Source organism: Brucella tritici, from assembly GCF_008932285.1.
GTDB classification, from domain to species: domain Bacteria; phylum Pseudomonadota; class Alphaproteobacteria; order Rhizobiales; family Rhizobiaceae; genus Brucella; species Brucella tritici.
The window spans coordinates 490,709-504,325 of sequence record NZ_WBVY01000003.1 but is presented as its reverse complement, the minus strand read 5'-3'; the positions used below and the strand labels follow the sequence as shown (position 1 = coordinate 504,325).

The following is a 13,617-nucleotide window of genomic DNA, read 5'->3' as shown; positions in this document are numbered from 1 at the left end:
TCCGAATTGACACATTGGTGACATGCTTCTGTCATCGTCGCGTAGCACTGAATCTGTACTGCTTCGGTCGAATTGGACACCTTGTCCATGCAATCGACTGAACGCGGATTGGAATTGGTTAGCTCTCGCTGAAATATCAGTGGGAAAGCCGTTCAGGAATACGTGAATAGACAAATCAGGAGCCATCATCATGACAGTACTGCTTGGAATGGACCAGCAAATCATTGATGATACGGTCATGTCAGGCTTAGAAGCACAACAGGCGCTGTTCGCGTCCAACGGCGATCCCATCATTCTGGGACGCATCGGATCGCTGGAAGTACGGCTTGCAAACTCACGCGAGGCTATCGAGGCCGCGCAGGAATTGCGTTTCCGCGTCTTCTTCGACGAAATGGGCGCGCGCCGGGAGAGCATCGAAGCAGTCGAGCTTCGTGACGCCGACCGCTTCGACGCCATTTGCGATCATTTGCTCGTTTACGATACCGCCCTGCCCGTGCCGGAGCACCAGCAGATTGTCGGCACCTATCGTCTGATGCGCAGCGATCAGGCGGAAAAGGCGCTCGGCTTCTATTCTGCCGACGAATATGATGTGCAGCGTCTGGCTCTTTCGCGCCCGAACCTCCGTCTGCTTGAACTGGGACGCTCCTGCGTGAAGGCGGAATACCGCTCCAAGCGCACTGTGGAGCTTCTGTGGCAAGGTGCCTGGGCCTATTGCCGCCGCCATTCCATCGATGTGATGTTCGGTTGCGCTTCATTCCACGGCGCTGTGCCTGCAGCGCATGCGCTCGGCCTGTCGTTCCTGCATCATAACTGCCGTGCCACGGACGACTGGGACGTGCGCGCCTTGCCCAATCGTTATCAGGCCATGGACCTGATGCCGAAGGAAGCCATCAACAACAAGGTTGCATTGTTCTCGATGCCGCCTTTGGTGAAAGGCTATCTGCGTCTTGGCGCAATGATCGGTGACGGTGCAGTAATCGACGAGGCATTCGGCACGACCGATGTTTTCATCATTCTGCCCATCGAGCGGATTTCCAGCCGCTACATCACTTACTACGGCGCAGAAGCGAACCGTTTTGTGTAGTCTGTAGATATTCCGGTTCTGACGGCTTGCAAATGGCGCTGTTTTGCGCTTCCGGTGCTCATGTACCCAAAAGTACACTCCGCTCTGGGTCCCAAACATCACCATTTTCGGCTCGTCATAACCAGAATCTCAAACAGACTGGGGCACCCTACCTAGCCAGAACCCGTCACGCCCTGCCTGCCAGTTCCTTCAACTTGTAGATCAGATCCAGCGCTTCCCGTGGGGTCAGCTCATCGGGACTGATTGCAGAGACAGCCTTGGCCAGTTCACTATCTTTCGCCTGAACTTGTGGCTTCGGCTTTTCCTGCTGCAAGACGACGGAGAACAGTGGCAGATCATCGATGAGCTTGTCCGCCTTGCCGGAGGTTTCGCCCGCTTCAAGCTGGTGCAACACATCGCGCGCACGATTGACGACTGCTTCCGGCAGACCGGCCAAACGCGCCACCTGCACGCCATAGGAACGATCAGCTGCCCCTTTTGCCACCTCGTGCAGGAAGACGACATCATTGTCCCATTCCTTGACCCGCATGGTGACGTTGGAAAGCCGCTCAAGCTTTTCTGAAAGTGCGGTCATTTCATGAAAATGCGTGGCAAACAAAGCCCGGCAACGGTTCTTCTCATGCAAATATTCGACCGCTGCCCAGGCGATGGATAGTCCGTCGAAAGTGGCTGTACCGCGCCCGATCTCATCGAGGATCACCAGAGAGCGCTCGCCTGCCTGATTAAGGATTGCAGCCGTTTCCACCATTTCGACCATGAAGGTCGAGCGTCCACGCGCCAGATCGTCGGAAGCACCGACGCGGCTGAACAGCCGGTCCACGACACCGATCTGTGCGGAACCAGCAGGCACGAAGGAACCCATCTGCGCCATGATCGCAATCAAAGCATTCTGGCGCAGGAAGGTCGACTTACCGCCCATGTTCGGGCCGGTCAGAAGCCAGATGGCACCATTTCCGCCGTCTGTTTGCGGCGAGAGATCGCAATCGTTGGCAACAAACGGATTGGCTGCCTGACGCCGCAGGGCCTGCTCGACGACCGGATGACGACCTGCAACAATGTTGAAGGACAGGCTGTCATCGACTTGCGGGCGACAATAGCCCTGCTCCTCCGCCAGTACGGCAAGCGCTGCCGAGATGTCGAAAACCGCAAGCGCCGATGCAGCGGCACGAATACTGTCGGCATGGGAAACAGCTTCCGCCGTCAGTTCCTCGAACACGGCAAGCTCGATGGACAATGCGCGGTCGGCGGCATTGGCGATCTTGCTTTCGAGTTCCGCCAATTCGGTCGTGGTGAAGCGCATGGCATTGGCCATGGTCTGGCGATGGATGAAGCGGCCCTTGGCTTCATCCGTATCCGTCATCGCCCCGGCATTGTTGGCCGTCACCTCGATGAAATAACCAAGCACATTGTTATGCTTGATCTTCAGCGATTTGATACCGGTCTCTTCAATATAATTGGCCTGCAGGCCGGCGATCACCCGCCGCGACTGGTCGCGCAATGCCCGCATCTCGTCGAGTTCGGAATTATAGCCCGCGCGCACAAAACCGCCGTCACGCTTCAAAAGCGGTAATTCGTCGGCCAAGGCCCGGTCGAGATGGGCGGTAAAGATGGCGGGCATGGCACTGACGGCATCGCGGGCATGTGCCAGTTCGTCGGGCAGCAAAGCGCTTTCCAGCAGGCTCGCAATGACATGCGCAGCCTCGAAGCCTCGGGCAAGGCTGCCCAGATCACGCGGACCACCGCGCCCGACGGCAAGGCGCGAGAGACCGCGCGGCATATCCGGCACGCCCTTCAGTTCCGCGCGAATGGCTTCACAGAGCGACTGCTCGCTCAGGAACCAGGAAACGGAATCGAGCCGCAGCGCGATTTCCTTCGGATTGGTGAGCGGTGCCGTCAGGCGTTCGGCAAGGAGCCGTGCACCGCCGCCCGTCACCGTGCGATCAACAGCCTTCAGCAAACTGCCGTCGCGATTGCCAGACATGGTGCGGGCAAGTTCAAGACTGGCGCGTGTGGCCGGGTCGATGAAAAGTGTGCCACCCTCATGTTCCCGCTCAGGCCGCATCAGGGGCGGGCGCTCTGAAATCTGCGTCTTTTCGATATAGGCGATTGCCCCGGAAATGGCCGAGAGTTCGGGACGGCTGAACTGGCCGAAGCCATCCAATGTCGCGACGTTGAAATAGCGCTGGATTCGCGCTTCCGCAGCCGCGCTGTCAAAGAGGGTCGCCGGTTGCGGCGTTACCGCCTTGCCGACCAGATCGAAGACCGGACGCAGTTCCTCATCATGGAAGGCGCTGTCAGCCACAACCAGTTCACGCGGGTCTACCCGCATTACATCAGCGAAAAGCCGGTCCGGCGTGGTTTCCGCCACACGGAAAGTTCCGGTTGAAATATCGATCCAGGCCAGCGCCAGCGCACCGTCGCCGCGCGTACGCCCCATCGCCATCAGGAAATTGGCTTCGGATGGGTCCAGCAATTTTTCTTCGGTCAGCGTGCCCGGTGTGACGAGACGGATCACATCACGCTTCACCACCGATTTGGAGCCGCGCTTCTTCGCCTCTGCCGGGTCTTCCACCTGTTCGCAGACCGCGACGCGATAGCCCTTGGTGATCAGCTTCTGCAGATAATCGTCGGCAGCATGGACAGGCACACCGCACATGGGAATATCCTCTCCCAGATGCTTGCCGCGCTTGGTGAGCGTGATACCCAAAGCCGCAGAGGCTTCCACTGCATCATCGAAGAACAGTTCGTAAAAATCGCCCATGCGATAGAAGAGCAGCGAATCGACATTCGCCGCCTTGATCTCAATATATTGTTCCATCATGGGCGTCAGGCGAACGGGCGCTGCCTCGGCGGTGTTTTCTTCCGCTTCCGAGCTATGTTCGTTAGCCGTCGTTTCCATCTACAAACCTTCATTTATTGCTTAGCTGACAAGGCTAAAGTTATAAAATTTCGTATTCCATCGCTTTTGGATGAATATCTATTCCTCGAAGCACTGTTTACACGATGCGTGACTGGCGCTATCGAGGTTCTCCCGCAGATGAAACCGGAGGGAACATGCCAGCCTCGACGCCGAAGGGCAACACATCAGAACGCGCACCCACAGCCAGTGAGAAGGAAGCGCTAGACTTTCACGCGCAGGGCCGCCCGGGCAAGCTGGAGATCAACCCCACCAAGCCCATGACCACGCAGCGCGATCTGTCGCTTGCCTATTCTCCGGGTGTTGCCGTGCCGGTGAAGGCAATCGCCGAAGACGCCGCCCGCGCCTATGACTATACGGCCAAGGGCAATCTGGTCGCCGTCATCTCGAATGGCACCGCCATTCTCGGCCTCGGCAATCTGGGTGCGCTCGCATCCAAGCCGGTGATGGAAGGCAAGGCTGTGTTGTTCAAGCGCTTTGCCGATGTCGATTCCATCGATCTTGAGGTCGATACGACCGACATCGATGCCTTCATCAATGCGGTACGCTATCTTGGACCGTCTTTCGGCGGCATCAATCTGGAAGATATCAAGGCACCCGACTGTTTCATCATCGAGCAGCGCCTGCGCGAATTGATGGACATTCCGGTTTTCCACGACGACCAGCACGGAACGGCTATCATCGCCGCTGCCGGCCTGATCAATGCGCTGCATCTGACCGGCCGCGACATGAAGACGACGAAGCTCGTCTGCAATGGCGCAGGTTCGGCGGGTATTGCCTGTATCGAACTCATCAAGGCGATGGGTTTTGCGTCGGAAAACGTCATCCTGTGCGACACCAAGGGTGTCGTCTATCAGGGTCGCGAAGAGGGCATGAACCAGTGGAAATCCGCCCATGCGGTGAAGACCGACAAGCGGTCGCTCGCAGATGCCATGAACGGTGCGGATGTCGTGTTCGGCCTTTCGGCCAAAGGCGCGTTCACCGAAGACATGGTCCGTTCCATGGCACCGAACCCGATCATCTTCGCCATGGCCAATCCCGACCCGGAGGTCACGCCCGAAGAAGTGGCACGCATCCGTGACGATGCCATCGTCGCCACCGGTCGTTCGGATTACCCGAACCAGGTCAACAATGTCCTTGGCTTCCCCTACATCTTCCGTGGCGCACTCGACGTTCGTGCAACCACCATCAACGACGCGATGAAGATCGCTGCCGTCAACGCGCTGGCTGAACTTGCGCGTGAGGATGTGCCGGACGATGTGGTTGCCGCCTATCAGGGCAGTCGTCCGCGTTTCGGCTCGAGCTACATCATTCCGGTGCCGTTCGATCCGCGCCTGCTTGCGTCCGTCTCGGCTGCTGTCGCCAAGGCGGCGATGGAAACCGGCGTTGCCGGGCGCGCCATTGCCGACATAGAAGGCTACAAGCGCGAATTGTCGGCGCGTCGCGATCCGATCGCTTCCACGCTGCGCGGCATCTATGAACGTGTCCGCCGTCAGCCGAAGCGCATCGTCTTTGCCGAAGGTGAAGAAGAGCAGGTGATGCGTGCCGCTGTTTCCTACGTCAATCAGGGTCTCGGCACCGCTATTCTGGTGGGCCGCGAGGAACGGGTAAAGGATACGGCGAAGGCTGCCGGTCTCGATCTCGACCGTCCGGGCATCGAAATCATCAATGCACGCCTGTCGAGCCGCAATGCCGCCTATGCCGACTATCTCTACGAGAAACTGCAGCGCAAGGGCTATCTGACGCGCGATTGCCACCGTCTCATCAATAATGACCGCAATCATTTTGCGGCCTGCATGGTGGCGCTTGGCGATGCCGACGGCATGGTGACGGGCGTGACCCGTAATTATGCGACGGGACTGGACGACGTGCGTCGTGTGATCGATTCCAAGCCCGGCCATCGCATGGTCGGTGTTTCCATCGCACTTTGCCGCGGGCGCACGGTGTTCATCGCCGATACCGCCGTTCATGAAATGCCTACCGCAGCAGAGCTTGCCGATATTGCGGTCGAAGCTGCTGGCATGGCGCGCCGCATGGGCTATGTACCGCGTGTCGCGCTGACTGCCTTCTCGACTTTCGGTCATATGGGCGGTGAGCGTTCCGCGCGCATTCAGGAAGCCGTCCGCATTCTGGCAACGCGTCATGTCGATTTCGAATTCGACGGCGAAATGAGTGCCGATGTGGCGCTGAACCCGAAGTTGATGGAACAATATCCGTTCATCCGCCTGTCGGGCCCGGCCAATGTCATCGTCACGCCGGACAATCATTCGGCCTCGATTGCCGCCGACATGTTGCAGGAACTGGGTGGCGCCACCGTCATAGGTCCGTTGCTCGTCGGTCTCGACAAGCCAGCACAGATCGTCACCATCGGCGCGAAAGATTCCGACATCGTCAATATGGCGGCAATTACCGCCTATAACGCGACGAACTGAAAAAAACGCGAAGAGTAATACAAAGGCCGGGTTTCCCGGCCTTTGCTTTTGGATATTCATCATCCATAAAAGCGGCTATAGGATAGCCATCGTCCACTATCCTTTTCTCCGCAAACCGGATCTACATGCCGCATGAGCGCACACGACCTTAAGCTGGAAGAGATCGTCAATCCCGAGACACTACGCCGCAAGCTCAATGAACTGGCGGATTCCACGGACGAAAACTACACCAGTCCTACCGTACGAAAAGTGGTTCTTCAGGCTCTGAAAGACGCGCTGGTGCGCGGTCGCGCCAATGCGGAAGGCATGCTGATGAAGGATGGCGGCGGCACGCTCTGCGCCAAACGTCTGTCCTTTCTCATGGATACGCTGATCGAGGCGCTGTTCGAATTCGCCACCACCAAAGCCTATCCGATGGTCAACCCGTCGAAGGCCGAGAACATGGCTATCGTCGCTGTCGGCGGTTACGGGCGCGGCGGACTGGCGCCGGGGTCGGATATCGATCTTCTGTTTCTGCTGCCCTACAAGCAGACCCCCTGGGGCGAGCAGGTTGTCGAATATACGCTTTATATGCTGTGGGACATGGGGCTGAAAGTCGGTCATTCCACGCGCAACATCGATGAGTGCATCCGGCTTTCGCGCGAAGACATGACGATACGCACGGCAATTCTCGATGCGCGGTTTCTAACCGGCAATCGCGAGCTCTTCAGAACGCTTGTTACCCGCTTCGACGAGGAAATCGTCAAGGATACCGGCCCGGAATTCATCCAGGCCAAGCTTGCCGAGCGCGACCAGCGCCACCGCAAGGCAGGCGAAACCCGCTATCTGGTTGAGCCTAACGTCAAGGAAGGCAAGGGCGGCCAGCGCGACCTGCATACGCTGTTCTGGATCACCAAATACTTTTACCGCGTCAAAACCAAGGAAGAGCTGGTCAAGCTCGGTGTTCTGTCACGAGCCGAGCTGAAGCTGTTCAACAAGGCGGAAGATTTTCTCTGGGCGGTGCGGTGCCACATGCACTTCGCGACGCTGAAGGCAGAAGAGCGCCTTTCCTTCGATATCCAGCCGGAAATAGCCCAGCGCCTTGGCTATACGGCGCATCCCGGCCAGAACTATGTCGAACGCTTCATGAAGCATTATTTCCTCGTGGCAAAGGATGTGGGCGATCTCACCCGCATCATCTGTGCTGCACTGGAAGAACAGCAGGCCAAGCACGTTCCCGGCTTCAATCGTATCTTCCTTACGTTCTCGCGACGCAAGCGCAAGCTTTCCGCCGATGGCGATTTCGTTTCGGAAAATCACCGCATCAACATCGCACGTCCGGAGGTTTTCAAGGAAGATCCGGTCAATATCCTCCGTCTCTTCCATCTGGCCGACAAGCACGGGCTGGAATTTCACCCCGAAGCGATGCAGAGCCTCACCCGCTCGCTGAAACTCATCAATTCCGATCTGCGTGAAAATCCCGAAGCCAACAAGCTTTTCCTCGAAATCCTGACTTCGCCGCGCAACCCCGAACTCATTCTGCGCCGCATGAACGAATCCGGTGTGCTCGGAAAATTCATTCCGGACTTCGGCAAGATCGTCGCCATGATGCAGTTCAACATGTATCACCACTATACGGTAGACGAGCATTTGTTGCGCTGCATCGCCGTTCTTTCGGAAATCGAGCATGGCGAGCTTGAGAACGAGCACCCGCTTTCAAACCATCTCATCACCACGATCAAGCGCGACCGTAACCTGCTTTATGTGGCGCTGCTCTTGCACGACATCGCCAAGGGCCGCCCGGAAGATCATTCCGTCGCTGGCGCGCGCATCGCCCGCAGGCTGGGACCACGGCTGGGTCTTACCCCTACCGAAACGGAAACCGTCGAATGGCTTGTGCGCGAACATCTGACCATGAGCATGGTGGCACAGTCGCGTGATCTCAATGATCGCAAGACCATCATCGACTTCGCAGACACAGTGCAGACCATGGAGCGGTTGAAGCTTCTCCTGATCCTGACCGTCTGCGACATCAAGGCGGTTGGTCCCGGCGTATGGAATGGCTGGAAGGGCCAGCTTCTGCGCACACTCTTCTACGAAACCGAACTGGTCCTGACCGGAGGCTTTTCGGAATTGTCGCGTGCCGACCGCGACCATCAGGCGCGAGAAGCGCTTGCCGAACGGCTTTCCGACTGGCAGGAGGACAAGCGCGATGCCTATCTGGCACTTCACTACACCAACTATTTTCTGACTGTCAGTCTCGAGGATCAGGTCCGGCACGCCCATTTCATTCGCGAAGCTGATCGCGAAGAACGGGCGCTGGCCACCATGGCCAAGCCGCATACTTTCGAAGCGGTTACGGAAATTACGGTGCTGGCGCCCGACCATCCACGCCTGTTGTCGATCATCACCGGTGCGTGTGCAGCGGCTGGCGCTAATATCGTCGACGCGCAGATTTTCACCACTGGTGACGGGCGCGCACTTGATACCATCCTCATAAGCCGCGAGTTCGACACTGACGATGACGAACGTCGCCGTGCTGAACGTGTTGGCAAGGTCATCGAGGATGTATTGTCCGGCAAGGCCCATCTGCCCGACGTGCTCGCCAGGCGTACCAAACCGAAGAAAGCTGCCAAGGCTTTCAAGGTGGAGCCGCGTGTCGAAATCAACAACACGCTCTCCAACAAGTTTACCGTCATCGAGGTGGAAGGTCTGGACCGGCCCGGTTTGCTTTCAGAACTGACCGGCCTTATTTCCGACCTTTCACTGGATATTGCATCGGCTCATATCACCACCTTCGGCGAGAAAGTGATCGACAGTTTTTATGTGACTGACCTTGTGGGCCACAAAATTTCAAACGCCACCCGTCAGGGCAATATCAGGCGCAAGCTGCTTGGTGTTCTGAGCGGAGATACTGGCAATAAGACAAACGGCCGCTCGTCGCAGGCCGCAGCATAGGTTTTTCAGTAAATGAGTTTGGTCAAAAAGTTCGCCACGGTCGCGTCCGGAACGCTGATGAGCCGCATTTTCGGCTTCACGCGCGAGATGTTCATGGCCGCAGCACTCGGCACCGGCCCGGTAGCGGACGCCTTCAACGCCGCCTTCCGTTTTCCAAATACCTTCCGACGGTTGTTTGCTGAAGGCGCGTTCAATTCAGCTTTCGTGCCGCTTTTTGCCAAGGAAATCGAAAAGAACGGCATGGACGGCGCGCGCCGTTTTTCCGAAGAAGTGTTCGGCGTTCTCTTCACGGTGCTTCTGTTCCTGACCATCGTGATGGAACTTTCGATGCCCTTCATCGTACGGACAATAATTGCACCGGGTTTCACCGACGATCCGGTGAAGTTCGACAATACGGTGCGGCTGGCAACCATCATGTTCCCCTATCTCGCCTGTATGTCGCTGGCGGCGATGATGGGGGGGATGCTCAATTCGCTGCATCGCTATTTTGCAGCGGCCATTGCGCCGGTATTCCTCAACATCATCCTGATCGGGGTTCTGGCTTTCGCGTGGTGGCGTGGCTATGACGCGCTTTCGGTCGGCTACGGCCTTTCCTGGGGCGTCATGGCCGCAGGTCTTGTGCAACTTGCTATCGTTTGGGTTGCCGTGCGCAACGCAGGCATCAAGATCGGCTTCCGCCGTCCGCGCCTGACATCGAATGTCAAACGGCTTCTGGTGCTGGCGCTTCCTGCCGCCATCACCGGCGGCATCACGCAGATCAACCTTCTCATCAACACCAATATCGCATCGGGCATGGAAGGTGCGGTGTCATCGCTCGTCTATGCGGACCGCATCTATCAGCTTCCGCTCGGCGTCGTCGGCATCGCGGTCGCGACCGTGCTTCTGCCGGAACTGTCACGCGCGCTGCGTGGTGGTCATATGAAGGAAGCGTCAAACCTTCAAAACCGCTCGGTCGAGTTCACCCTGTTTCTGACGTTGCCAGCCGCTGCCGCTCTTCTGGTCATGTCTGAACCCATCGTCCGGCTTCTGTTTGAACGCGGCAAGTTCAGCCCGGATTCCACGCTCGTCGTTTCCAACATTCTGGCTATCTACGGCCTCGGGCTGCCCGCTTTCGTGCTGATCAAGGCGTTCATTCCCGGCTTCTTCGCCCGCGAGGATACACGCACACCGATGATCTTCGCTGCCATTTCGGTGGCGGTGAACGTCTCGCTTGCCATCACGCTTTTCCCGCATTTTGGTCCGACCGGTATCGCCACGGCTGAAATCATTGCCGGATGGGTCAACGCTGTCCTGCTGTTCGCCATGCTCGTGAAGCGTGGCCATTGGGGACAGGATATTCCACTGCTCACACGGATTCCGCGCCTCCTCGTCGCTGCCGGGATCATGGCTGTCGGCATCCACTATGCCATCGGCTATTTTGCCCACGAGCTTTCCTCGGCAGCGCCGCTTGTCGTGCGGGCGGGAACCGTTACCGCGATCGTCGTTGCGGCAATGGTGGTCTATTTCGGCTTGGCCTTCGGTCTTGGCGGCGCCAATACAGGAATGATCCGCCGCAACATCAAGCGCGGTGCAGCAAAGAAAGTCCCTGAAAGGGAGCAATAATTCACGCTTGAAAGGCGGCTGCGTCTCTGCGAAAAGACCAGCATTCAAAATCCCCGCTCTCCACCGGCGGGGCAATTTTCGTCACGCATTTCCGAACGCGAAACCGGTATCCACTTTCGCTGGAAATGCTCATTCAGGATAAAGCCATGAGCACGTTCAAACCGCTTGTTTTCTCCGGCGTCCAACCGACCGGAAATCTTCACCTCGGCAACTATCTGGGGGCGATCAAGCGGTGGGTCGAGGTTCAGGAGACGCAGGAATGCATCTATTGCGTCGTGGACATGCACGCGCTAACCATTTCGCCCGATCCGGCTGAACTTATGCAATCGACCCGTGAAGTCACCGCAGCTTTCCTTGCTGCTGGCATCGACCCGAAGAGAAGCATCGTCTTCAACCAGAGCCGTGTCATGCAGCATGCGGAACTGGCATGGGTGTTCAACTGCATTGCGCGCATTGGTTGGATGAGCCGCATGACCCAGTTCAAGGACAAGGCAGGCAAGGACCGTGAAAATGCTTCGCTCGGTCTTTTCGCTTATCCGAGCCTGATGGCCGCCGATATCCTGCTTTACCGCGCAACCGCAGTGCCAGTGGGTGAGGACCAGAAGCAGCATCTGGAATTGACCCGCGATATCGCTCAGAAATTCAATAATGACTATTCGGATCGCATTGCTTCGCTCGGCGTGGGTGTGGATATGCAGGTTGGTGACGAGCAGGTTTCCGGCTTCTTCCCGATGACGGAACCGATGATTTCCGGTCCAGCCATGCGCATCATGTCGCTGCGCGACGGCACCAAGAAAATGTCGAAGTCCGATCCGTCTGATCTGTCACGCATCAATCTGATCGACGACGAAGAGACCATCACCAAGAAAATCCGTAAGGCAAAGACCGACTCGGATGGTCTGCCTACCGAGCTCGATGGTCTCACCGGTCGTCCGGAAGCGGATAATCTGGTTGGCATCTATGCAGCACTTTCCTCCCAGTCGAAGGAAGATGTGCTCAACGAATTCGGCGGTCGCCAGTTCTCCGAATTCAAGGCATCGCTCGCCGATCTGGCCGTAGCCAAGCTTTCGCCGATCACTCATGAGATGCGCCGGCTGGTTGCCGATCCTGCCCATATCGACAGCGTTCTGCGCGACGGTGGCGAGCGTGCGGGCGTGATTGCAGAACAAACTATGCGTCATGTTCGCGACATCGTGGGCTGGCTGCAGAACTAGATTTCTCAATTATCGGAGAGGCAGCAGCACTTTTGCTGCCGCCTCCCTTCTTTTGAAAATCATCATCCGATCTTCAACCACCTAGGAGAGCGCGTTTCGTTCTGATTGAATCAGATCGGCGCGCCATATTTTTTTGACGTGCATCTTGTCCGAAAACCGTTTCACACTTTTCGGGATGCACTCTAAATGTCAGCTTGCAGACGGTTAATCCCGATGGCAAATTGCGGCCATGGTATCAAAACGACTTAGCCGGGAAGCCGGTCACCGCCGCAAGTTTCTTGCTGTCATTGATGAGACGCCCGAATGCGGGCGCGCTGTTGCCTATGCCGCGCGCCGTGCAAAAAATACGGGCGGCTCCCTCATCCTGCTTTTCGTGATTGATGACTCCGATTTCCAGCAAATTCTGGGCGTCGGCGAAATCATGCGTTCCGAAGCGCAGGATCGTGCTCGCGCAGCGCTGGAAAAATTTGCAGCAACCGTGCGTGCCGACCAGGGAATAGAACCGGAAATCAGCATCCGTGAAGGCGAAACCGCCGCCGAACTGACAAGCCTCATTGAAGAAGATCAGGACATCGCCATTCTGGTTCTGGCTGCTGGTTCCGGCAAGGAAGGCCCCGGTCCTCTCGTGCAATCGCTTGCCAGTCGCTCCCAGTTCCCGATCCCGGTTACAGTCATTCCCGCAGGTATGAGCGACGATGACATTGATGCGGTGACCTAATCACCCTATATTGATGATAACTGATACGCGCAGCATCGGGACAGCACTTGCGTCCATGTGGATCTGCGCTTACGAGAATCGTTCCAAAATCTGAAAGCGGGACAACTGGCATGTTCATCCAGACTGAAACCACGCCCAACCCGGCGACCCTGAAGTTTCTTCCCGGCAAGGTCGTGATGCCGGAAGGTACCGCCGATTTCCGCGATCCGTCCACCGCTGGCAACACATCGCCGCTTGCAGCCAAGCTTTTTTCGGTTCCAGGCGTGACCGGTGTTTTCTTCGGCTACGATTTTATTACCGTCACCAAGGACGACGGCGAGTGGCAGCACCTGAAGCCCGCCATTCTCGGCACGATCATGGAGCATTTCATGTCGGGCGCCCCAGCAATGGCTGGCAACAGCAATACTGACGCTGCTGCTGCACATGGCGACGAAGAATTCTTCGATGAGGCCGATGCCGAAACCGTTGAAATCATCAAGGAACTGATCGAAACGCGCGTTCGTCCGGCAGTTGCGCAGGATGGTGGCGACATCACCTTCCGCGGCTTCGAGAACGGCACCGTATTCCTGAACATGAAGGGCGCCTGCTCCGGTTGCCCCTCATCGACGGCAACTTTGAAGCACGGCATCCAGAACCTTCTGCGCCATTTCGTGCCGGAAGTGCAGCAGGTCGAACAGATCTGATCTTACTCAGATTTATAAAGAAAAAGGCCG

Annotated in this window: 8 protein-coding genes; 7 read left to right on the top strand and 1 reads right to left on the bottom strand. The window is 57.3% G+C overall.

Going from position 1 to position 13,617, the window contains the following annotated elements:
- The first annotated feature begins 190 nt into the window (after positions 1-190).
- Positions 191-1,084, top strand: a complete 894-nt coding sequence (locus F9K94_RS12245; protein WP_167522172.1) for a GNAT family N-acetyltransferase — start codon at positions 191-193, stop codon at positions 1,082-1,084.
- A 166-nt stretch (positions 1,085-1,250) separates the two neighbouring features.
- Here the strand turns inward: F9K94_RS12245 and mutS are convergent, their stop codons facing one another.
- Positions 1,251-3,983 carry a DNA mismatch repair protein MutS gene (mutS, locus tag F9K94_RS12240; RefSeq protein ID WP_151645906.1) on the bottom strand — a complete coding sequence of 911 codons (2,733 nt, stop codon included), beginning with the start codon at positions 3,981-3,983 and terminating at the stop codon, positions 1,251-1,253.
- A 155-nt stretch (positions 3,984-4,138) separates the two neighbouring features.
- Between mutS and F9K94_RS12235 the strand changes: the two genes are divergently transcribed.
- The 6 genes from F9K94_RS12235 (at position 4,139) to F9K94_RS12210 (ending at position 13,587) form a co-directional block, all read left to right on the top strand.
- Positions 4,139-6,433, top strand: coding sequence for an NADP-dependent malic enzyme (locus F9K94_RS12235; RefSeq protein ID WP_061344831.1), 2,295 nt, complete (start codon positions 4,139-4,141; stop codon positions 6,431-6,433).
- A 132-nt stretch (positions 6,434-6,565) separates the two neighbouring features.
- Positions 6,566-9,370, top strand: coding sequence for a [protein-PII] uridylyltransferase (locus tag F9K94_RS12230; protein ID WP_151645904.1), 2,805 nt, complete (start codon positions 6,566-6,568; stop codon positions 9,368-9,370).
- 12 nt (positions 9,371-9,382) lie between these two features.
- A complete protein-coding gene (gene murJ / locus F9K94_RS12225) occupies positions 9,383-10,972 on the top strand; it encodes a murein biosynthesis integral membrane protein MurJ (protein WP_151645902.1) in 1,590 nt (529 codons plus the stop codon).
- Between the two features lie 146 nt (positions 10,973-11,118).
- Entirely contained in the window at positions 11,119-12,186 is a 1,068-nt protein-coding gene (gene trpS, locus F9K94_RS12220; protein ID WP_151645900.1) for a tryptophan--tRNA ligase, read from the top strand.
- Between the two features lie 229 nt (positions 12,187-12,415).
- Positions 12,416-12,904 carry a universal stress protein gene (locus F9K94_RS12215; RefSeq protein ID WP_151645898.1) on the top strand — a complete coding sequence of 163 codons (489 nt, stop codon included), beginning with the start codon at positions 12,416-12,418 and terminating at the stop codon, positions 12,902-12,904.
- Between the two features lie 110 nt (positions 12,905-13,014).
- The gene (locus F9K94_RS12210) at positions 13,015-13,587 is read left to right on the top strand and encodes a NifU family protein (RefSeq protein WP_151645896.1); all 573 of its coding nucleotides are present in this window, start codon (positions 13,015-13,017) and stop codon (positions 13,585-13,587) included.
- Positions 13,588-13,617: the final 30 nt, after the last annotated feature.